Source organism: Pseudomonas sp. NPDC078416 (genome assembly GCF_050268485.1).
In the GTDB taxonomy this organism is placed as follows: domain Bacteria; phylum Pseudomonadota; class Gammaproteobacteria; order Pseudomonadales; family Pseudomonadaceae; genus Aquipseudomonas.
In genome coordinates this window covers 39,761-60,416 of sequence record NZ_JBNNGV010000008.1, presented here as the reverse complement: position 1 = coordinate 60,416, position 20,656 = coordinate 39,761, and the positions used below count along the sequence as shown (strand labels likewise).

The following is a 20,656-nucleotide window of genomic DNA, read 5'->3' as shown; positions in this document are numbered from 1 at the left end:
AGAGTAGTCGGCAGGCCTGTCGAACAGACGCCCTGGGCAGCCGACGCAATGGTGTGGGTTCACACTATCCCCTGTAGGAGCGCGCTTGCCCGCGAAGGCGTTGGGTCAGATTGCATCTTCGTCACAGACACACTGCATTCGCGGGCAAGCGCGCTCCTACAAATGCGTGGCAAGGCGACATGCGGAGGCAGGACTCGACACCTCGTCGCCTGCTGCACGATTCTTCCAGACCTGCCGTGAGCTGCGCGGTAACGTGTTGAAGATTGACTGATCACCCCAGCCACCTAAACCAGCCCCCTTCCGAGGCCCCGTGATGTCCGACCACAACTGGATCGAGCTCAAGCAGGACGCCACGTCCGGCATCGAGACAGTGCGCGCGCATTTCGAGGGCCATGCCTACGATCCGCACTGGCACGACAGCTATCTGGTGGGCATCACCGAACAGGGTCTGCAGCAATTCAACTGCCGTCGACAGCAGCACAACAGCACGCCGGGCAAGGTATTCCTGCTCGAGCCAGGCGACATCCACGACGGCACGGCCCCGGAAGCGGGCGGCTTCACTTACCGCACCTTGTACCTGGACCCGCGCTGGCTGGACCGGGAACTGCGCGCACAGTTTGAAGAAGCGCCGGACAACGCCCAGCTCAGCTTCGCAGCGACGCTGGCAGAAGACCCGCGCCTCGCCATCGCGACGGCCAACGCCTTCGAAGCGATGCACCACGACGAGCTGCGCATCGTGCGCCAGACCGCGCTGGATCACCTGCTCGCCAACCTGACCAGCCACTTGCGCTGGCGCACCCTGATCGACCCCGACCCGCGTCTGCCACTGGTGGCCCAGCGAGCGCGGGATTACCTGCACAGCCATTTGCATCAGAACATCGGCCTGGACGATTTGGCGCAGGTGACCGGTGTTGACCGTTTCCGCCTGAGTCGAGCGTTCAAGGCAGCCTTTGGCCTGGCGCCCCATGCCTACCTTATCCAACTGCGCCTGACCCGCGCCCGGCATCTGCTGGCCCGGGGCGAGGCGCCGGTCAGCGTCGCGGCTGCCCTGGGTTTCGCGGATCAGAGCCATCTGGGCCGCTGGTTCCAGCGCGCCTATCGCATGACCCCGGCGGACTATCGCCGACGCTGCTCAAACGTTCCAGACTGACCGCCCACGGCGCGCCGATCATTGCTCCACGATCAATGACCGCCGAGTGGCCTTATGCAAACCCTCCTGCCCTTTCTGCTGTTCGCCTTTGTCGCGTCCATCACGCCCGGCCCGACGAACATTCTGGTACTGACCAATAGCTCGCGCTACGGCCTGCTCCGCACGTTGCCGATTGTCCTCGGGGCCTGCGCCGGGGCGGCATTGCTGGTACTGATGGTCGGTACCGGACTGGGCGATGTGCTGGCGCGGCATCGACAGGTGCAAACCCTGATGGCATGGGTCGGGATCGCCTGGCTGACCTGGCTGGCGTGGCAGATTTTCAGCGCGTCCGCCGAAGCGATAGACCCGACGCAACAGCGCAGCGGTCCGACACTGGGCCTGTGGGGCGCGGCGAGCCTGCAACTGGTCAACCCGAAAACCTGGATGATGGCGCTGGCCGTGGTCAGCGTCTTTGCGGGCACCGACGCCGACCGCATGCTGCGGGTGATGTGGCTGTCCCTGGCGTTCTTCCTGGTCTCGATCCCGTGCATGAGCGCCTGGGCCTACCTGGGCGTCAGCGCCGCGAAATTCTGCCGCTCGGCGCAGGGTATGAAGCGCTTCAATCAGGTGATGGCGGTGCTGTTGCTGGTGTCGGCGTGGTTGACGTTGGTGGTGTGAAGCCCTGGCGGCGACGCGTGGGTCGGCGTGATTTAATGCGCGCTGATTCCCTGATCCGGACTGACCATGGCTCGCTTCTACGACGCTCGCGGCAATATCTACGCAGTGATTACCCCCGATGCCCTGCGCACCCTTGGCGTTCCCCTGCCCCAGTTGCCGACGGAAGCCGCGATTCACCGCCAAGCCTGGACGGCTCGCGCCATTGCGGCGATCTGTGACTGGCCCGCTGGCCAGCGTCCATCCGGCAGCAAATCTCATCGCTCGGACGGTCTTCTGGTGGGACCCTTTCAGGACACCGCGCCGTTCGACCTGTTGATCGTCAACACCGACGGCACCCTGGCTGAACGCAGCGGCAACGGCCTGACCATCTTCGCCCAGTCACTGACCGACTCAGCCCTTATCACCGGCAGCGCGCCGTTCGCCCTGCGCGTTCATCACGACAATGCTGATTCGCTCAGCCCCGTCGCAACGCAGGCGGTCGCGGCGACAGTCGAGGACGTGAACGGCTTTTGGCTGGACATTGGCGCGCCTGGTTTCGGCCCGCAGGCAGTAGCCGCAACAGGAGACGGAGTCGGCACAGCGATGCTCAATGGGCGGGAGGTTAACCGGATCGAACCCATAGCAGCCTTGCACCCGGGATGGCAGACCAGCGTGTTCGTCAGGGTGGGCAATCCGCACTGCGTCACGCTGGTGACGGATGTCGATGATCTGCCAAGCTTCGAAGACCTTCACGAGCCCGAGTTGAACGCTGCCCTGACCCGTATCGCCTTCGTCGCCGGCGAATCAGGAAGCGGCGACCCCTGCCCTGGCGGGGTCAATCTGCAATGGGCTGCGCGCCTGGGACCGAACCGCATCGCAGCGCGCGTGTTCGAACGCGGCGAAGGCCCGACGGCGTCATCCGGGACCAGCGCCAGCGCGGTGGCGTCGGCGGCGTGGTTCTGCGGATGGGTCGAAGCGGGGCTGGTGGAAGTGGTGATGCCCGGCGGCACCGCGCCGTTGCGCCTGATTGAGCGCGACGGGCAGTTGCAGCAGGTGCAGTTGTTCGGGACGGCGCGAGTCAAGGCCTGACGCTGACTACTCGCCAATATCCTCATTCCACAGCTCAGGCTTGTCGGCGATGAACTGCTTCATCAGGCCCACGCACGTCTCGTTGTGCAGCACCTCTACCTGCACGCCATGGGACTTGAGCAATTCTTCCTCGCCCATGAACGTCTCGTGTTCGCCGACGATGATTTTGCGGATGCCGTAGAGCAGGATCGCGCCGCTGCACATCGCGCAGGGCGACAGGGTCGTGTAGAGCGTGGCTTCGCGGTAGACGCGGGCGGGTTGGCGGCCAGCGTTTTCGAAGGCGTCCATTTCGCCGTGCTTGATGGCGCTGCCTTCCTGGACGCGACGGTTGTGGCCACGGCCGATGATCTTGCCGTCGTGGACGATGACCGAGCCGATCGGAATACCGCCTTCATCGAGGCCCTTCTGCGCCTCATCAATGGCCGCTTGCATGAACGGGTCCATGGTCTCTCCTTTCCTTCGTGACAGGGGATAATCGAAAAAAACGCATCAGATAAAGTGTGCGCTCAAGGCTTGGCTTTTTTCAGCGCATTGTCCAGCGCGGTTGAGACGTAAACCTTGAGCAGCTCGCTGGAGCGGTCCTTCATGTCAGCGCCGACATCGCGCTGCTTGTTGCGGAATTTGTTGGCCACGTCCGGCGCCGGGTCTGCGGCGTCCAGTGCCTTCAGCTCTTCAGGGCTGAAGGATGCGGCGTAGGCGGCGGCGAGGTTGCGGTCCCATTCCTGCTGATACTGCGGCTGCAGGCTTTGCAGTTCGTCCTGCACGATTTCCTGCGCCTTGGTGCGGCCGACGGTCTCGACGATCGTGGCGAAGGTCACCGTGTGGGAAGCGACCTGATAACCCAGCCAGCCCAGACTCTCGCCCAGATGCCGATCCTGCACGAAGGTCAGCGCGGAATCTGCAGCCACGGGCGCGGGCGCGGTTTCACCGGCCAGTGTCACATTCTGCAGGGCCATCACGCCCATCAGCGTCAGGCCGAGTGACGCCTTCATCATCGTCAACGCTGTCGATCTGCAATATCCCATGTCCTCTCCCGGCGACTTTTTATCGGTGATCAACGCTTTGATTGTCTGCTGGACGCTAACAGTTGAGGGGCGACATATCCATCCCGGCTGCGCAGGGAAACTTGTAGGACTGGCTTTAGCCGAGAAGGCGTCGGATGTCACGCCACACAATAAAGAGTGCCTGCGCTGGCCTCTTCCCGGCTAAAGCCGGTCCTACAGGATCTTGAAAAAGCCGGTCCCACTGGGATCGCGTACTTTGTGGGACCGGCTTTAGCCGGGAAGGTCTCAAGCCAATTCCTCTGAGCCACCCAGCGCCCATTGCTGCGCGGTCATGCGGTAAATCCTCACGCCCTGGCGATGATACTGGCTGTGGACGAACCCGCCGAACCCAAGTTTCTTGATCACATTGACCGATGCAAAATTAGTCGGCTGGACGATGGCGATCAGCGACGACACCTGCAGTTGTTCAAAGCCATAAGCCAGAGCGCTGCGCGCCGCCTCGGTGCCCAGGCCTTTCCCCCAGAATCCGGTCGCGAGTCGGTAGCCAATCTCGATCTCGTCCTTCTCATCGACGAGCTCGGCATTGAGACCGCAGAAGCCGGCCAGGGTTGAGGTGGATTTCTCCACCACCGCCCAGGGACCAAAGCCGCGTTCACGGTATGAAAACTGACACCAGTCAATGAACTCACCGGTCGCCTTTTCCGACATTACGCCGGCCACCGAATGGCGCATCACCTCGGCATCGCCAAGGATTTGCGCCAGCACCGGGGTGTCGTCGGGGGTGAGTTCGCGCAGGATCAGGCGGTCGGTGTGCAGGAGGGTGAATAACGTGTTCATGATCGTGGGCTCGCGAGCGGATCGTTACACGCCTTGAGCTTGGCGCACGGCAGGCATCGTCGCCAGTCAGGGTTGTCGGTCGCGGTAATGGTGGCGTGGAGGGGGGGTAATGTACACGCGATCACTGCAGGAGTGAGCTTGCTCGCGATGACGTCAGTACAGCCAGTGGAGATTCAGCGAATGTTCCGTCCTCTTCGCAAGCAAGCTCACTCCTACAGGAAAGGATTGCCTGCGGGACAAGCGGCAGTGCGCTTGCCCCGCAGTTTGACGAGAAAGCGCTTACAGCCCCGCTTTCACTTTGCTGGCAACCTCAGCCGGCACCCAGGCGGTCCAGACGTCCGGGTGATCCTTCAGGAAGCTTTTCGCCACAACGCTAGGTTCCAGACGCTTCTCGCTCATCTCGCCCAAGGTCTTGTTCAACTGGTCGATCGGCAGGTCCACCTTCTCGAAGAAGCTCACCAGATCCGGGTACTGCTGACGGAACGGTTCCGACACGCCGATGGCCAGGTGCGCCGCGAGGGAGCTGGAGCCAATCGGATTGGGGTTGCTGGCGTCGGCGAGGGTTTTCCAGGCGGCTTCGTTGAATGGCGGCTCTTCCAGCTTGATCAGCTTGAAGCGACCCAGCAGCGGCGTCGGTGACCAGTAATAGAACAACACCGGCTTGCCGCGACGGATCGACGACGCGACTTCAGCATCCAGCGCCGCGCCCGAACCGGTGCGGAAGTTCACGTAGGTATCGTTGAGCTTGTAGGCCTTGAGCTTCTGGGTGTTGACGATTTCCGAGGTCCAGCCGGTGGGGCTGTTGAGGAAGCGGCCCTTGTCCGGGGATTCCGGGTCCTTGAACACGTCTTTGTACTTGGGAAGGTCCGACACCGATTTCAGGTCCGGCGCCAGCGGTTTGATGCCGCGCTCCGGGTCGCCCTTGATGACGAACTCCGGTACCCACCAGCCTTCGGTTGCTCCTTTGACGATATTGCCCAGGCCGTGGACCTTGCCTTCGGCCTCGGCCTTGACCCACGCAGGGCTGCGGCCCGCCCACTCTTCGCCGATCACCTGAATGTCGTTCTTCGCCAGCGCCGCTTCGAGACTCACCGTACTGCCCGGCAGTTTGTCGGTGGGATAGCCGTAGCCTGTTTCCACGATGGTGCGCAGGATTTCGGTGATCAGGCTGCCGCTCTCCCAGGTGATGTCACCGAAATGAATCGGCGCGGTTTTTTCTGCGCCATGCGCCGAGCCCGTCAGGGCAGCCAGTGCCAGCAGCGAGCCGCCCAGCAGTTTTTTGATTGGTGTCATGGATGTCTCTCGTCGCTCGGGGATGGGAGGAGCTCAAACGGTTTGGCACAGTCGGCCGGGCACAGCACACGCTCTATTCCAGACAAGCGCGACGGCAACAGGTTTCAGCCTGATCCATATAGTCGCTCACTGAGCGCCGGGAAATGCCCAGGTGCGCGGCGATTTCAGGATAGGTCAGCCCGCCGCGACGGGAGAGCACAAAGGTTGATTTGATCTTTGCAGGCAGGCGGTCAAGGCGGCGATCCAGACGGTCGAGCATCTGCAGTGTAGCGGCGTGGCTTTCTGCGGACGCAAACGGAACAGCGTCTTCCAGCGCCAATCCCTCCAGATAATCGCGCTCCTGATCGCGCCGCCGCCAGCGCTCATACACCCGTCGCTGGGCGATGGTAGTCAGCAGCGCGCGCGGGTCACGAATCGGCACAACGTTGGGCGAGGCCAGCAGTTGCAGGAAGGTTTCGGACGCAACGTCTTCGGCGCTCTGCTCGGAGTCGAGCAGCCGACGCAAGCGCAGGCACAGCCACGCGTGGTGCTGCACAAAGAGTTCGCTGAGGTAGTGGCGATGCATAACGTCGACGCCAGCCATAAGACATCCCCTGCCCTGAAATTTTTATCATCGGGACTTTCCGAGAGGCCATGCTAGCAAGCGCGGTTATGCAGTAAAAATACTTAAAAGTGATTCTTATAGATCACTAAGGAATAACTAAAGCGATGGCAATCCCAGGGATACAGCCTGCTGCTGGTAGTCGAGCAGCACTTGGTAATCGGCCTCGCTCGCCGGCAGCACCTCGCTGATTGCCAACACGTGGGCGATATCGGGAAGCTCGTTCAGCGCCTGATTCATCGCCGCGCGAATGGCATCGACATCGGTGCCGAGACGGCTGATGTACGGCAGACACGGCCCGTCCGCCGTGCGAGCAATGACCTTCACTCCCGCGACTTCCTCGCTGCCGTCGCGGGTCAGGTAGTCGAAGGTCACGCTGTCGATGGCGGCCAGATCGCCGTCACCCGCCTTGATCGCGGCGAGACTGTTGCGATGGCCACCGGTGAGCATGACATCTGCAAAAAACACCCCATTCTGTTGAAGCGGCGCCAGGGCGTGGCGGAACAGGTTCATGCCGGAATTGGAATCCCGAGAATTGAGCAGCCCATGACTGCCTCTGAATTCGACGAGGGACTGACGCGGATCCTCCTCGCGGGCGACCAACAGGCTGCAGTGGTTGCCATCGGCGCTATGAGGCAGCTGATAAACCGGACGACCGACCACTTGCACCTTGCCCTGCAATTCCGTCATCAGCGGATAACCGCAGGTTTGCGTCAGCACCAAGTGCGGCGACAGCCACAGCGCTTTCAGGTCCAGAGCCTGCGCATCGAGACGCTGCACATCAAGGATTTCCAGCACGCGGTTCAGCCACTGTTCTTGCGCCTGCTGAACGCGCGGCGGCGCGACGTACATCAACAGTTCGGCGAAACCTTGGGGCATGTTCGGTATTCCTCATCAGACCTGAGGTCTTCAGACATAGGGATGTTGCGGGCTGTCGATAGGATTGAAGCTGTGGCGACGAAAGAGTTCCGCGTAACCGGCCACCAGAAATCCGCCGCTACGTGCCAGCCACTCCTCGCGCCGCGCCCGATACACGACGGGCATGTGATACCACGACAGGCCGGGCAAGTCGTGGTGGACGAGGTGCAGATTCAGATTCAGGAACAGCCAGGCCCACGGCCACGAGGCCTCATTGATGACGGTGCGCTCCTGGGGTTGCTCGCCCGGACGATGCTCGTAATAGGAGCGAACCATCGACACCGCCAGCGCCGGTACGCTGCAGAAGATCACGTAATGCACGGCCGAGATCGCGCTGTGATGCTCGATGAAATAAAACATCAGCACCAGCAACCCACCATGGGTCGACCACATCGCCCAGGCCTGCCGCTCGCCCCGCAGCAATCGCCGGGTTTCGCCAACGATCAGACTGCTCAGCGCCAGCGGCACGCCAAACACCAGACGCCCCGGCGGCGTCTTGTCGAGCCAGCGCAAAACACGCATTAGCTTGCCGGTCTGTTCCCAGTGCAGCTGACTCAGATAGCGGCTTTCCGGGTCGCGACCGGGGACGGTCAGGTCTTCATCGCAGTGGTGCTGCATATGGGTATCGCGATACAGGGTGTACGGGTACCACACCGCAAGTGGCGCGTAGCCGAGCACCTTGTTCAGTCGCAACGAACGCGTCGGGTGGCCGTGCAGCACCTCGTGTTGCACGGACATCCACAGCACCAGCAGCAGAATCATCAACAGCGTCGTCGGCCACACGCCCAGGTGCGGGCTGGCAAGCAGCAACGTCGGCCAGCCTGCGTACACACCGATCAGCAGCAGCCAGGTCGGCCATTCCGTGCGGCCTGTAAAGCTTGCGCGCAGGCGCTTGATCTCTTCACGCTGCGCATCGTCCAGGTAGTTGGGCATTGCCGGTTCCTGCATTCGGGCTGATAACCGGTTGTGCAACGACGCAGGAAAAACTTGTAGATCGATTGGTTATGACGGTAGAACGATGCGCCGAACCCACCCTCAACCCGACGCCTGCCGCCCATGCCCGACATCCAGTTCTTACTACTTCCCGATGTGCAGCGCCCGTTGCTGGAGAAGTTCTACCGCGCCCATCGCTCGCCCATGCGCGCCAGGGGCGAGGCGCAGGTGTGGGTGGCGCGCCGGCCGGACATTATTGGCGCCCTGTGCCTGACGCCGGTCGCTGGCGGGCATTGGTTGACCGGGCTGTTTGTTGCGCCGGATGAGCGCGGGCGAGGCGTAGCGCCAGGGTTGATCGCCGCAGCGCTGACGTCGGTTGAAGGAAACGTTTGGTTGTTCTGTGAACCTGAGCTGAGCGGCTTTTATCAGCGACTCGGCTTCGTAGAAACACTGCAGCTGCCCCAGGAACTGGCCGCACGGCTGGCGCGTTATCAACAGACCAAGCGGTTGATCGCGCTTGTTCGAGGCGAGAATTGATCGGCGGGCAACCCTGGCAGGCTTAGAACCTTTGCTGCGGTAGACCAAACCAAACGTGCCATCGGGGTTTCGGCCTTGCGTGCTAGCCTCGCCGAACATTTCTTGATCGAGCAGGATGCACATGAAGCCGGCGATTATGGTTTTCTCTCTCGCGGCACTTTCGGCGACGGGCTTGGCAGTGGCGGCGAGTGCTGCGCCTGAATCCACTGTCAGTCACGAGCAGTTCGCGACTGTGCTGGGCGGCAACTGGCGAGTGCCGCAAAATGCGGCCCGTGATCAATACCGTCACCCCGAGCAGACGCTGAAATTCTTCGGCCTGCGCCCTGATCAGACAGTCATCGAAATCACGCCGGGCAATGGCTGGTACAGCGAATTGTTGGCGCCGCTGCTCAAAGACAAAGGCCATTACGTGGCTGCCATCGTCGACCCCGCCACCAGCGATTACGCGAAGAAATCCGCCGACAGCCTGAAGCACAAATACGCCGCCGACCCAGCGCATTACGGCAAGGTCGAGGTCGTGGCCTACGCGCCCCAGGCGCCGGTCTTCGGCAAGCCAGGCTCGGCCGACACCGTGCTGACCTTTCGCAACGTGCACAACTGGGTCGACGCCGGCAACGAAGCGGCGACGTTCAAGGCGTTTTACGAGGTATTGAAACCGGGCGGGACGCTCGGCGTGGTCGACCACCGGGCCAAGCCCGGCACCACCGCGAAGGACAATGCGCAGAACGGCTACCTGCCGACGGATTACGTGGTGAAACTGGCGCAGAAGTCGGGCTTCAGGGTGGCGGCTGATAGCGAAATCAACGCCAACCCCAAAGACACCAAGGACTACCCCGACGGGGTCTGGACCCTGCCGCCGGCGTTGGTCAAAGGTGAGCAGGACAAGGCGAAGTTTCTGGCGATCGGCGAGTCAGACCGCATGACCCTGCGGTTCATCAAGCCGGTGAAATGACTGGCATCGAGATGATCTTGCGGGGGCACTGCATTCTTCTGTAGGAGCCGGCTTGCTGGCGAAGGCGGCGTCTAGGGCAACATAAATGGCGCCGAGAGATTGGGCTCGCCAGCAAGCCGGCTGCTACAGAGACCGTATTCAGCCGGCTACCGCTTCCTCGCTCCCGCAAGGGTCGGCGCGATATCCAGCGGGCTCCTCAAATTGCAGCGTCATTCGTCCGCATTCGGGTCCATCCCCGGGAACAGCACTTCGATAAAGCCAAAGCGGCTGAAATCGGTAATGCGTGACGGGTACAGACGGCCGATCAGGTGATCGCATTCATGCTGCACGACCCGCGCATGAAAACCGCGGGCTTCACGCTGGATAAGCTTGCCGTCGGGGTCAAAACCTTCGTAACGGATGTGCTCGTAGCGATCGACCACACCGCGCAGCCCCGGCACGGAAAGGCAGCCTTCCCAGCCCTCTTCCAGGGTTTGCTCAAGCGGCGTAATCAGCGGATTGAGCAGGATGGTCTGGGGAACGGCCTCTGCATCCGGATAACGATCACTGCTCTCGAAACCGAAAATCACCAGCTGCAGATCAATACCTATCTGCGGCGCAGCCAGGCCGACGCCGCCGACGCTTTCCATGGTTTCGAACATGTCCTCGATGAGTGTCTTCAGCTCACGGGAACCGAACATCGATTCAGGGACAGGTGGCGCGATACGCAGCAAACGCTCGTCGCCCATTTTCAGAATTTCGCGAATCATTGCGGGCCCTCTGCAACGGACAGAGGCGCCCACAAGGGGGCGCCGTCTGCCTTGTGCATGGTCAGAATTTGTCGGTCTTGAGTACCGGCGGCGTTGGGGTGTAGTCGTGGTCATGGGTGTGATCGCGGCCGAGACCTGAAACGTGCTGCTTGAGGTGAACCGTATTGAAATCGGCCGTGCCATCGCGCTCGCCCTCTTCCTTCTCGCCCTTTTCTTTACCTTCGGCGGACATGTGCTCGATCACCGCGTTCATCTCAGCGCCCAGCAGCAATACCGCTGCCGAGATATAGAAATACAGCAGCAACACAATGATCGCCCCGATGCTGCCGTACATGGCGTTGTAGTCGGCGAAGGTTTTCACGTAGTAGGCAAAGCCCAGCGAAGCAACAATCCACACCACGACCGCCAGCACTGAACCCGGGGTGATGAAGCGGAAGCTCTGTTTAACATCGGGCATGACGTAGTACATGATCGCCACTGCCACCATCAGCAGGAGAATGATCAGCGGCCAGCGAAGGATCGTCCACAGCGTGACGATGAAATCTTCCATGCCAATCTGCGCGGCGAGCCAGTTCATGACCACCGGGCCTGTAACCATCAGCGCGGCGACCGTGAGCAACATGCCGGCGATGCCGATGGTGTAGAACACCGACAGCGGGATGCGCTTCCAGGCTGGCCGCGCTTCGGCCACGTCATACGCGGCGTTCATGGCGCTCATCATCAATCGCACGCCCGCCGACGCAGTCCACAGCGCAATGACGATACCGATCGACAGCAAACCACCCTTGGACTGTTGCAGCTGGTCGATGACCGGATTCACCTGATCGAGGGCCTGGGGCGGCAGGACCAGCTCGGACTGCAGTCGCAGCCAGCTGAAAAAGTCCGGCAGGTGCAGGAAGCCGATCAGGGCAATGAGGAAGAGCAGAAACGGGAACAGCGAAAACAGCATCTGGTAGGCCAGCGCGGAGGCGTACGTCGACATCTCGTCATCGACAAACTCTTTGACCGTTCTGACCAACACTGTCTTGATGCTGAGCTGGCGCAAGTCCGGGAATATCATGGCGTCTCCTTTCGCGACACAGATGTAGCCGAAGCACGATTATTGATTCAAGCGTATCTACAGGCGGTATGCATACGAGCGGGCAATCGCGTTGAAATTCCGTCAGTTGCCCGAACGGGCTGGCTTTTTACAGGGTGCCCGGAGCGATGGCTACAGTTGATGTGTTTCAGGCGGTCGAAGGCGCAAACATTAACGGCCATCAAAGGATGGCCGTTACGGTGATGCAAATCGGGTCGCCATGAGCCAGAAAGCTCTAGGCGCAAGGGGGTTAGACCTTGTCGACGCCTTTTTTCACAGCGTCTTTTGCTTCGCCAACGGTTTGTTGTGCTTCGCCTTTGATTTCCTGCGCTTTGCCTTCAGCACGCAGTTTGTCGTTGTCGGTCACTTTGCCGACGCCCTGCTTGACGTTGCCCACTGCTTCGTTAGCCATGCCTTTGATTTTATCGCCAGTGCTGCTCATAGGGTTCACTCCAGGGTGAGAATAGGATGTCATTAACTCGACACTAGAACTGACCGGAGCGGTGAATCAGAGGTTCAATAATTTCGCGAATGGATTGAATCGGCGTCTTGATCTCAGGTTTTCCATGCTTCCGAGGGTGCAACTCAGCTATGCGCTCGGCTTGGCTTCTGCGGCGCCTTTTGAATTCTGCCTAACGGCAGAAGATTTCGCCTTCGGCGAGTTACTTGGAAAAGCACCCCAAGTAACCAAAGGTGCTTGCTCTCGGTTGGGCCCGACTCCGTCGGGCTCCTTCACTCCGGTCTCGCCCCGTGGGCCCGCGCCGAACGGACATCCATGTCCTGACGGCGCTCTCGCCGCATCCATGCGGCTCGGCCCACTGCGCGAGACCTGCGTTCAGCCTGCACCCAAGTCGCGATTTGTGGTGTCTGGACTTCTTGCGTACGGAGATCAAAAGCAGATCAAAAGCGCGTTAAGCAGATCAAGGGCTTCCCGGCTGAAGCCGGTCCTAAGGGCGCGCCGCCTGTGCCACCGAAGGCACGCGCTGCTTTTAGTGGGACCGGCTTTAGCCAGGAAGAGGCCCGTTCAGACGCTGACATTTGATCGCTCCCACGCTCTGCGTGGTAATGCATCCCGGGACGCTCCGCGTCCCGGTCCGAGCCCGAGAATTTTGCCTTTATGTTTCTCCGAGAACCCCGGAGAATACGCGACCGAACCGGCGGCGCTCAGGGCGTCGGGCAGGTTGACGAGACCGTGATCCAGGAATGTTATGAAACTCGATAAGCAGCAGGCCATTGCGCGCCGTAATGAACAGCTCGGCGGCGCCGTGCTCGGCACCAATAACACGCACTTCGCCGTGCTCGACCCCAAGCGCAATATCTGGTGGTTTGATTTGCCCATGAGCCGTCTGGCGGTGGGTCAGTACGAGTGGCTGCATCTGCTTCTGCACACGCCGAGCACGGATGAGCTAATTCACCTGAAGGTGACGACCAAGTTCCTGCGCGATCAGAAAGACGCGGTGGTGGTTCGCAATGAAGGCAAGCGCAAGTCCACCGTGAGCTTGGAGCTCTCGGCTGACAAGGATTCGTACTTGAAGGACATGCGCCCGAACGGCGCAAATCTGAGCTTCGCCAGCTTCGTCCAGAAGTGATCTGGCAAAGCTAATCAGAAGGCTGCAGCGCAGGTCATCCAGCGCTGCAGCCGAGTATCACGTCAGACCAGTTCGATACGGTCGGCGTGAATGACGATCTGGCCCTGTTTGTAGAGCGCGCCGATCGCTTTCTTGAAGTTACCCTTACTGACGCCGAACAGGTTGCTGATGACCTGCGGATCGCTCTTGTCGCTGACAGGCAATACGCCGTTGTTGTCACGCAACTTGCCGAGGATCTGCGCGTTGAGGCTGCTGGCAAGCTGTTCGCCCACCGGCTGCAGGCTCAGGCTGATGTTGCCGTCGCTGCGCACTTCCTTGATGAAGCCTTTTTCCTGTTTGCCCGAGCGCAGGAACTTGAACACCTCGTTCTTGTGAATCAGGCCCCAGTGCTTGTTGTTGATGATCGCCTTGAAACCCATCGCGGTTTCTTCCGCCACCAGCAAGTCCACTTCCTGCCCGACGGTATAGTTGGCCGGCACCTTGTCCAGGTAGCGATCCAGACGCGTGGTCGCGGTGATGCGGCGGGTGTGCTTGTCGAGGTAGACATGCACCACGCAGTAATCACCGGCCTTCAGCGGCTGCTTCTCTTCCGAGTACGGCAGCAGCAAATCCTTGGGCAGCCCCCAATCCAGAAAGATGCCAATGCTGTTGACTTCAACCACTTTGAGGCTGGCAAATTCACCCACCTGAACCTTGGGTTTCTCGGTGGTGGCGATTAACTTGTCATCGCTGTCCAGATAAATAAAGACGTTGAGCCAGTCTTCGTCTTCGCTGGGAATATCTTTGGGGATATATCGGTTGGGCAGCAAAATTTCGCCGTCTTGTGCCCCGTCCAGATATAAACCGAAGTTAGTGTGTTTAACCACTTGCAAACTGTTGTAGCGCCCGACTAAAGCCATGTGCAGATACCCTCGTTACGTGGGCGGCATTCTACCCGAATTCCGGCGGGCATTCCGGATCGACATCTGGCGTCGGCTTCACCGCTTTGAAAATCAACACGTTGGTGAACGACACGGCGCAGCGGGTGCCGGGCTCGAGCCATTCGTCAGGTCGTCGAGCCTGGCGGCCGGCTTGAACGACGGCCGGATTCGACCGGGCGCCAGATTGAACATCGCAATCAAAACAGTCATTTAGCCGGTATTTTCGGAAAATGATTCTGCTATTTCTCGCGCACGCTTGCCCTCCCCTCGTCCGATAATACCCAAGCAATTTCCGGCCAATTCCGATAGGATGGCCGGCCGTATTAAATTTATATAGGTCAATAGCAGCCATGCGTGTAAAAGCATCCAACTCGAAAGCCAAGCCAGCTCCTGCCGTTGAGACCAGCGATTCGATCAACGCACAAATTGCAGCTTTCCTGAAGTCCGGTGGCGAGATCCAGCAGATCGCCAAAGGTGTCAGCGGCCAGACCTTCGGCCCATCCAAACAGATCTCCCTCGGCAAAAAGTAAATTTTCTCCCGCCTCCGCGGTCGACATCCAGGCGCTTTGATCACAAGGCGCCAGGTCTATCGCTCCCTCGCTATACAAAGCTCTGCTTTACTCTCGTGACATGACTGCGCATTGATACCGTTGCGTATGGGTCATGGGATAGAACGGACGATGCCCTGATCTGCTGACGTCTCTGCGGAAACCGATATGAACAAACGGATGATCATCGGCGCCCTGCTTAGCCTCGGGCTGACCGGCTGTGCGACCCACGGTTGTGACACTTCGGTGGCAGGCAGCCCATGCCGCGCCGACTATCTGCTGTACCAGAACGATATGCTCCAGGCCAAGCTGCTGATCAACGAGCGCCGCGCTGAAAACGACGAGCTCGCCAGCGCCCTGCTGGAACGGGCGGCGCGCGAAGACACAACCGGCGAGGCCGAGTTTTACCAGGCGATACTGCTCTTGCGTCAGAACGCCAGCCCGAAACAGGTTGATGCCAAGCTCGATGACTCCGCCGGCCGCAACTACCCGCTGGCCATCGCGCTGCAGGCGCAACGGGCCGGCGTGGAAGATCAGGAAAAGGCCGGCATCTACCGCGCCAGGTACGAAAAACTCGATGTCGCCACCAGCGGTTATCCTTCTTTTCCCCAGGCGTTGATCGTCGTCAATCAGCTGATTTCCGCAGCGAACTGATCGCAACGTTCAGCGCATCTGCATCGAATCGACCAATGGTCGCGAGACAGCGCCAATCGGCGGTATCCTTGCGACGCTCTAGATCGCGGTTCTTGCCGGGCCATCCGGCTTGCGGACAGATACCTTCGACCCACTCCTCCGAAACCTGAAAGGAGTGAAGCATGCCTCATGCTCGCTGTTTCAACCGTTGGACCGGTGCGGTGTTTACCTGCGCCGCCCTCATGCATCCCGCCGCCAGCGCTCAGGTCATCGAGCGGGAGCTGGGCAACTTCAGCCTCAAGCTCGGCACCACCCCCAGCCGCACCATGGCCCAGGGCCTGGTGACGCCGAGCGGTGCCGATTCCAAATTCCATGGCGGACTCGACCTGACCCACGACAGCGGCTTCTACTTCGGGCAATGGTCCCCCAGCACCGGGCTGGCGCCCGATACCTCGCTGGAAGTCGACTCCTACATGGGCTTCAAGAAGCCGTTCGACAAAACCCTCGGTTATGAGCTTGGCGTCATTCGCTACAGCTACCCGAACACCGACCAGCTCGATAGCCATGAGCTCTACGCCGGTTTCCGCATTTTCGACAGCCGCATCGGCACTGCCTTCAGCACTGACGCCGGTCGCCAGGACAGCACCCTGTTCCTCGACCTGGGCAGCATGATTCCGCTGGGCCTGGACCTGCGCATGCAGTACGGCAATCACCAGCTCGATTCGCCTTCAATCATCGACGGCGGCGGCATGGTCAATGCCTACAGCGACTGGTCGTTCAATGTGTCGCGGCCCGTGCTGGGCATGGACATGAACCTGATGTACAGCGGTTCGAGCCTCACCGGCGCCGATTGCAGCGCTTACAGCGGGCACAATCCTCAGTGCGAAGGCACCGTGACGCTCAAGGTTGTGCGCTCGTTTTTCTGATGGGTTGAACCGCCGTGACCTGACTTGCTCTATAACGGGGAGACGAACCGGCAAGGAGCTGTCATGGGCATTGTGTTGAAGACCTTTATTTCGCTGTGGCTGAGCCTGACGCTGTTGGCGGGGTGCAGCCAGATTGGTCTGACGTATCGGCATCTGGACTTCATCATTCCCTGGTCGCTCAACGACTACCTGGACATGAACGCGTCGCAGAAGGACTGGCTCGATGAGCGCTTGAAAGAGCACTTGAGCTGGCACTGCACCACTCAGATTCCCGGTTACCTCGACTGGCTGGACCGTCTGCAAGGGATGGTCGAAAACAACCAGGTCAACCAGGAGCAGCTGACAGCACGCACTGCCGAAGCGCGGCAAGCCATCGCCACCCTCTCCAAAGAAATCACACCCTCGGCGGTCGAGCTGCTGCGTCAGCTGGACGATCAACAAGTGGGCGAAATGCAGGCGGCGTTCGCTAAGGACCTGCGCAAGCATGAGGACGAGTACGTCGACCAGCCGCTGGACAAGCAGATCAGTGAACGCGCGCAACGCATGGAAAAACGTCTGACGCCGTGGATGGGCAAACTGAACGCCGCGCAGCAGGCTCGGGTGTTGCAATGGTCGACCTCGCTGGGCGAGCAGAACCGGTTGTGGATCGACAACCGCGCGCACTGGCAGTCACTCCTGTTGGCCGCAGTCAAACAGCGCAATGCACCCGATTTCGATCAGAAGATCGCCAGCCTGCTACAGGACCGCCAGACCTTCTGGACGCCTGAATACCGCGCAGCCTACGACCATACCGAGCAGGCGGCGATTTCTCTGATTGCGGATCTGATGGCGCAGAGTACGGCTGATCAACGGCAGAAGTTGCTGGCGAAGATCGCAGACGTGCGGAAGGACTTCACGGATTTGAGTTGCTACAAGAGCATGAAAAAAGCGTCCTGATCAGGACGCTTTCAGCATCAGGCAATCTGCGCCTTGGCGGCTACCTCGTCAAAGGTCTCCGGATCCAGCGCATCGGCCTGTTCATCCAGCACCTGACGCGGATGGTCATTGCCCGGAATGCTGCTGTCGATCATCGCCAGCAAGCTCGCGCCCCGTGGGGTGAGGCTAACGCCTTCGCCATTCCCGCCTGCCCCGCTGGTGTGGGCGGCAATGAATCCACGTTCGAGCAACAACGCTCTCGATTCTGTGCCAGATGCTTCTGACGCATCGGCGTTTGCGACGCTGTTTTGTACGTCGTGCAACAGACGCTCAATCAGGTCCCAGTCGTATCGTCCAGACATGTTTCAATCTCCAGTGGGCCAACAGGGCAATACCCGTGACATCCGGTCAGCGGGCTTGATGCTCAGTGGTTGTGACCCGGTGGAGGGCCAGCCGTTCAGCGGGCTGGCCGGGAGGCAAAAGCGGATTATTCAGCGACGGGCGGACGCGTGACGCGCTTTTTCAGCGGCGCCATCCCGTCCTGGCTGACCAAAGGCTCGGCCTTCGGACGATTTACCGACTTGCGTTTGGTCGGCCCCTTGGCGACGGCCTTCTTTTTGTCGCCCTTCTTGTCACCTTTGCCATCGGTTTTTTTCTTCTTCACGCCGACAGCCTTGCCCGACGCCTTGACCTTTTTCGGCCCGGTGTAGGTGCCTTTGACTTCCTTGATGGTGCGGCGCTCGAACTTCTGCTTCAGGTAGCGCTCGATGCTGGACATCAGATTCCAGTCACCGTGGGTGATCAGCGAGATCGCCAGACCTTCGCCACCGGCACGGCCGGTGCGGCCAATGCGGTGAACGTAGTCGTCGCCGGTGCGCGGCATGTCGAAGTTGATGACCATGTCCAGGCCGTCGACGTCCAGGCCACGGGCCGCGACATCGGTCGCCACCAGGATCTTCACGCCGCCCTGCTTCAGACGATCAATCGCCAGCTTGCGGTCCTTCTGGTCTTTGTCCCCGTGCAGCACGAATGCTTTGTACTCGAGCGCCACGAGACGGCCGTAAATGCGGTCGGCCATGGCGCGCGTGTTGGTGAAGATGATTGCTTTCTGGTAGGTCTCGTTGGCCAGCAGCCAGTTGAGGACCTGTTCCTTGTGCACGTTATGGTCGGCGGTGATGATCTGCTGACGGGTGCCCGGAGCCAGTTCGCTGACACTGTTGACCTGCAGGTGCTGCGGGTCTTTCAGGACTTTGCCGATCATTTCGCGCAGGCCCGAACCACCGGTGGTGGCCGAGAACAGCATGGTCTGCTGACGATTGGCGCACTCGCCGGCCAGACGCTCGACGTCTTCGGCAAAACCCATGTCGAGCATGCGGTCGGCTTCATCGAGCACCAGCAGTTCAACCTGCTTGAGATCGAGGTTGCCCGCGTTGAGTTGCTCCAGCAGGCGGCCCGGCGTACCGATGAGGATGTCCGGCACCTTGCGCAGCATGGCGGCCTGGACCTTGAAGTCTTCGCCGCCGGTGATCAGGCCAGCCTTGATGAAGGTGAACTGGGAGAACCGCTCCACTTCCTTGAGCGTCTGCTGGGCCAGTTCGCGGGTCGGCAGCAGGATCACGGCGCGGATGTCGACGCGGACCTTGGCCGGGCCCATCAGGCGATTGAGCATCGGTAACACGAACGCGGCAGTCTTGCCGCTGCCGGTCTGCGCCGTCACCCGGAGATCGTGTCCTTCCAGCGCCAGCGGAATGGCCGCTGTTTGCACAGGCGTAGGCTCGACGAAATTGAGTTCGGCCACGGCTTTTAGCAGGCGTTCGTGCAGGGCGAATTGGGAGAACACGGGTGTTACCTCGGCGTAATACAAAAAAACAGTCACATAGGGTACCGGTTTACGCCTGATTCGCCGAGCCTCTTTAGCTCAAAGGGCCTATTTTGTTACCGGATTTGGCCTACCCTGCCCTCGCTTCCCTATCAATGCTCTAATCGCGCCCCCCATTTCTGATCAGGAGATCCAGCGCCCATGGACACCCATTCGCTTTGGCTACGCGCCCAGGAAATCTGGACGCTGCTGGAAAACCAGCCAATGCTGCGCACGATCACCGGTCTGGTGCTGCTGCTGATTGCCGCCTTCGTGCTTGGGCGGCTGGCGCGATGGGTGATCCTCTACGCCACGAAGGCGCTGAGCCGCCAGCCGTCGCTGTTCTGGCTCAATGACTTTCTGCACAACAAAGTTTTCCACCGACTGGCCCAGGTCACGCCCTCAGTGGTGATCCAGTTTGGTCTTAATCTGGTCCCGAACCTCAGCACAGCCGCCAATCACGTGCTCGGCAACATCGCGCTGGCGTTCACCATCCTCTTCCTCATGCTCACCGTCGGCGCGCTGCTCAACGCGTTGCTGGACATCTACGCGCGCACCGAACACGCCCGCACCCGCTCGATCAAGGGCTACGTGCAGCTGACAAAAATGATCCTGTACGTGTTCGCCGGGATCATCATCGTTGCCACGCTGATTGATCGGTCGCCGTTATTGCTGCTTTCCGGCCTCGGCGCGATGTCGGCGGTGATTCTGCTGGTCTACAAAGACACCCTGCTGTCCTTCGTCGCCAGCGTGCAACTGACCAGCAACGACATGCTGCGGGTGGGGGACTGGATCGAAATGCCGCAGGTCGGTGCCGACGGCGATGTGGTGGACATCACCCTGCACACCGTCAAGGTGCAGAACTTCGACAAGACCATCGTCTCGATCCCGACCTGGCGCCTGATGTCCGAGTCGTTCAAGAACTGGCGCGGCATGCAGCAATCCGGTGGGCGCAGGATCAAGCGCAGCCTGTTCATCGACGCCAGCGGCGTGCGGTTCGTCTCAGATGAAGAGGAACAGAAGCTGACCCAGGTTCGCTTGCTGACGGATTACATGGGCCGCAAGAAATCCGAGCTCAAGGCATGGAACGAAGCGCAGGGCAACGTCGCCGAAATGTCAGCCAATCGCCGGCGCATCACCAACATCGGCACGTTCCGCGCCTACGCGCTGGCGTACCTGAAGAGCCACGTCGATATTCACCCGGACATGACCTGCATGGTCCGCCAGATGGAGGCCACGGCCCAGGGCGTTCCGCTGGAAATCTACTGCTTCACCCGCACCACCAGTTGGGGTGACTATGAGCGGATTCAGGGGGATATCTTCGACTACCTGCTGGCCGTGCTGCCGGAGTTCGGGCTGGGGGTTTATCAGCAGCCCAGTGGGGCGGATTTACGGATGGGGCTGGAGAAGATGAAGCCAGACCGCCCCGCACGGGTGGAGTGAGCACCTGAAATCATCAACACGGCAGAAAGCGAACGTGCTCATCGCGC

24 protein-coding genes are annotated in these 20,656 nt (G+C 60.5%); 11 read left to right on the top strand and 13 right to left on the bottom strand.

What is annotated here, in order from left to right; translation table 11 throughout:
- Positions 1–313 precede the first annotated feature (313 nt).
- The 3 genes from ACQKEN_RS10490 to ACQKEN_RS10480 all read left to right on the top strand — a co-directional run bounded on the left by ACQKEN_RS10490 (position 314) and on the right by ACQKEN_RS10480 (position 2,875).
- Positions 314–1,150, top strand: coding sequence for an AraC family ligand binding domain-containing protein (locus tag ACQKEN_RS10490; RefSeq protein WP_427685401.1), 837 nt, complete (start codon positions 314–316; stop codon positions 1,148–1,150).
- Between the two features lie 54 nt (positions 1,151–1,204).
- A complete protein-coding gene (locus ACQKEN_RS10485; protein ID WP_427685400.1) occupies positions 1,205–1,807 on the top strand; it encodes a LysE family translocator in 603 nt (200 codons plus the stop codon).
- Positions 1,808–1,873: 66 nt separating this feature from the next.
- Positions 1,874–2,875 carry a diaminopimelate epimerase gene (locus ACQKEN_RS10480; protein WP_427685399.1) on the top strand — a complete coding sequence of 334 codons (1,002 nt, stop codon included), beginning with the start codon at positions 1,874–1,876 and terminating at the stop codon, positions 2,873–2,875.
- A gap of 6 nt (positions 2,876–2,881) precedes the next feature.
- Here ACQKEN_RS10480 and ACQKEN_RS10475 read toward each other — a convergent pair whose 3' ends face one another.
- The 7 genes from ACQKEN_RS10475 to ACQKEN_RS10445 form a co-directional block, all read right to left on the bottom strand.
- Positions 2,882–3,319: a nucleoside deaminase gene (locus ACQKEN_RS10475; RefSeq protein WP_427685398.1), complete on the bottom strand. Its 438-nt coding sequence runs from the start codon at positions 3,317–3,319 to the stop codon at positions 2,882–2,884.
- Positions 3,320–3,381: 62 nt separating this feature from the next.
- Positions 3,382–3,900: a hypothetical protein gene (locus ACQKEN_RS10470; RefSeq protein ID WP_427685397.1), complete on the bottom strand. Its 519-nt coding sequence runs from the start codon at positions 3,898–3,900 to the stop codon at positions 3,382–3,384.
- 264 nt (positions 3,901–4,164) lie between these two features.
- Positions 4,165–4,716, bottom strand: a complete 552-nt coding sequence (locus ACQKEN_RS10465; RefSeq protein ID WP_427685396.1) for a GNAT family N-acetyltransferase — start codon at positions 4,714–4,716, stop codon at positions 4,165–4,167.
- A gap of 279 nt (positions 4,717–4,995) precedes the next feature.
- The gene (locus tag ACQKEN_RS10460) at positions 4,996–6,009 is read right to left on the bottom strand and encodes an ABC transporter substrate-binding protein (protein ID WP_427685395.1); all 1,014 of its coding nucleotides are present in this window, start codon (positions 6,007–6,009) and stop codon (positions 4,996–4,998) included.
- Between the two features lie 73 nt (positions 6,010–6,082).
- The gene (locus ACQKEN_RS10455; protein WP_427685394.1) at positions 6,083–6,592 is read right to left on the bottom strand and encodes a sigma-70 family RNA polymerase sigma factor; all 510 of its coding nucleotides are present in this window, start codon (positions 6,590–6,592) and stop codon (positions 6,083–6,085) included.
- 117 nt (positions 6,593–6,709) lie between these two features.
- Entirely contained in the window at positions 6,710–7,489 is a 780-nt protein-coding gene (locus tag ACQKEN_RS10450; protein WP_427685393.1) for a phosphate/phosphite/phosphonate ABC transporter substrate-binding protein, read from the bottom strand.
- Between the two features lie 30 nt (positions 7,490–7,519).
- The gene (locus ACQKEN_RS10445) at positions 7,520–8,461 is read right to left on the bottom strand and encodes a fatty acid desaturase (protein WP_427685392.1); all 942 of its coding nucleotides are present in this window, start codon (positions 8,459–8,461) and stop codon (positions 7,520–7,522) included.
- A 123-nt stretch (positions 8,462–8,584) separates the two neighbouring features.
- Here ACQKEN_RS10445 and ACQKEN_RS10440 point away from each other — a divergent pair, with 123 nt between their 5' ends.
- Positions 8,585–8,998, top strand: a complete 414-nt coding sequence (locus tag ACQKEN_RS10440; protein ID WP_427685391.1) for a GNAT family N-acetyltransferase — start codon at positions 8,585–8,587, stop codon at positions 8,996–8,998.
- Between the two features lie 121 nt (positions 8,999–9,119).
- Complete coding sequence (locus tag ACQKEN_RS10435) at positions 9,120–9,950, top strand: class I SAM-dependent methyltransferase (protein WP_427685390.1); 831 nt, start codon at positions 9,120–9,122, stop codon at positions 9,948–9,950.
- Positions 9,951–10,159: 209 nt separating this feature from the next.
- On the opposite strand, the gene def is transcribed toward ACQKEN_RS10435, so the two are convergent.
- From def to ACQKEN_RS10420, 3 genes are all read right to left on the bottom strand, one after another.
- Positions 10,160–10,699 carry a peptide deformylase gene (gene def / locus ACQKEN_RS10430; protein WP_065992704.1) on the bottom strand — a complete coding sequence of 180 codons (540 nt, stop codon included), beginning with the start codon at positions 10,697–10,699 and terminating at the stop codon, positions 10,160–10,162.
- A gap of 61 nt (positions 10,700–10,760) precedes the next feature.
- A complete protein-coding gene (locus ACQKEN_RS10425; protein WP_427685389.1) occupies positions 10,761–11,759 on the bottom strand; it encodes a YihY/virulence factor BrkB family protein in 999 nt (332 codons plus the stop codon).
- 268 nt (positions 11,760–12,027) lie between these two features.
- The gene (locus ACQKEN_RS10420) at positions 12,028–12,219 is read right to left on the bottom strand and encodes a CsbD family protein (RefSeq protein ID WP_427685388.1); all 192 of its coding nucleotides are present in this window, start codon (positions 12,217–12,219) and stop codon (positions 12,028–12,030) included.
- A 766-nt stretch (positions 12,220–12,985) separates the two neighbouring features.
- Between ACQKEN_RS10420 and ACQKEN_RS10415 the strand changes: the two genes are divergently transcribed.
- Positions 12,986–13,366 (top strand): hypothetical protein, encoded by a 381-nt coding sequence (locus ACQKEN_RS10415; RefSeq protein ID WP_065992698.1) that lies wholly within the window; start codon positions 12,986–12,988, stop codon positions 13,364–13,366.
- A 62-nt stretch (positions 13,367–13,428) separates the two neighbouring features.
- Here ACQKEN_RS10415 and ACQKEN_RS10410 read toward each other — a convergent pair whose 3' ends face one another.
- On the bottom strand, positions 13,429–14,265 hold the full coding sequence (locus ACQKEN_RS10410; protein ID WP_192171524.1) for a CvfB family protein: 837 nt from the start codon (positions 14,263–14,265) through the stop codon (positions 13,429–13,431).
- A 371-nt stretch (positions 14,266–14,636) separates the two neighbouring features.
- On the opposite strand from ACQKEN_RS10410, the gene ACQKEN_RS10405 reads away from it, so the two are divergent.
- The 4 genes from ACQKEN_RS10405 to ACQKEN_RS10390 all read left to right on the top strand — a co-directional run bounded on the left by ACQKEN_RS10405 (position 14,637) and on the right by ACQKEN_RS10390 (position 17,329).
- The gene (locus tag ACQKEN_RS10405; protein WP_037012170.1) at positions 14,637–14,816 is read left to right on the top strand and encodes a hypothetical protein; all 180 of its coding nucleotides are present in this window, start codon (positions 14,637–14,639) and stop codon (positions 14,814–14,816) included.
- Between the two features lie 186 nt (positions 14,817–15,002).
- Positions 15,003–15,488 carry a hypothetical protein gene (locus ACQKEN_RS10400; protein WP_427685387.1) on the top strand — a complete coding sequence of 162 codons (486 nt, stop codon included), beginning with the start codon at positions 15,003–15,005 and terminating at the stop codon, positions 15,486–15,488.
- 161 nt (positions 15,489–15,649) lie between these two features.
- Positions 15,650–16,393 carry a TorF family putative porin gene (locus ACQKEN_RS10395; RefSeq protein WP_427685386.1) on the top strand — a complete coding sequence of 248 codons (744 nt, stop codon included), beginning with the start codon at positions 15,650–15,652 and terminating at the stop codon, positions 16,391–16,393.
- Between the two features lie 63 nt (positions 16,394–16,456).
- Positions 16,457–17,329, top strand: coding sequence for a DUF6279 family lipoprotein (locus ACQKEN_RS10390; protein WP_427685385.1), 873 nt, complete (start codon positions 16,457–16,459; stop codon positions 17,327–17,329).
- Positions 17,330–17,346: 17 nt separating this feature from the next.
- Here the strand turns inward: ACQKEN_RS10390 and ACQKEN_RS10385 are convergent, their stop codons facing one another.
- Positions 17,347–17,670 carry a hypothetical protein gene (locus ACQKEN_RS10385; RefSeq protein ID WP_427685384.1) on the bottom strand — a complete coding sequence of 108 codons (324 nt, stop codon included), beginning with the start codon at positions 17,668–17,670 and terminating at the stop codon, positions 17,347–17,349.
- 125 nt (positions 17,671–17,795) lie between these two features.
- The gene (locus ACQKEN_RS10380; protein ID WP_074891698.1) at positions 17,796–19,148 is read right to left on the bottom strand and encodes a DEAD/DEAH box helicase; all 1,353 of its coding nucleotides are present in this window, start codon (positions 19,146–19,148) and stop codon (positions 17,796–17,798) included.
- Between the two features lie 180 nt (positions 19,149–19,328).
- Between ACQKEN_RS10380 and ACQKEN_RS10375 the strand changes: the two genes are divergently transcribed.
- A complete protein-coding gene (locus ACQKEN_RS10375; protein ID WP_427685383.1) occupies positions 19,329–20,609 on the top strand; it encodes a mechanosensitive ion channel family protein in 1,281 nt (426 codons plus the stop codon).
- The last annotated feature ends 47 nt before the right edge of the window (positions 20,610–20,656 follow it).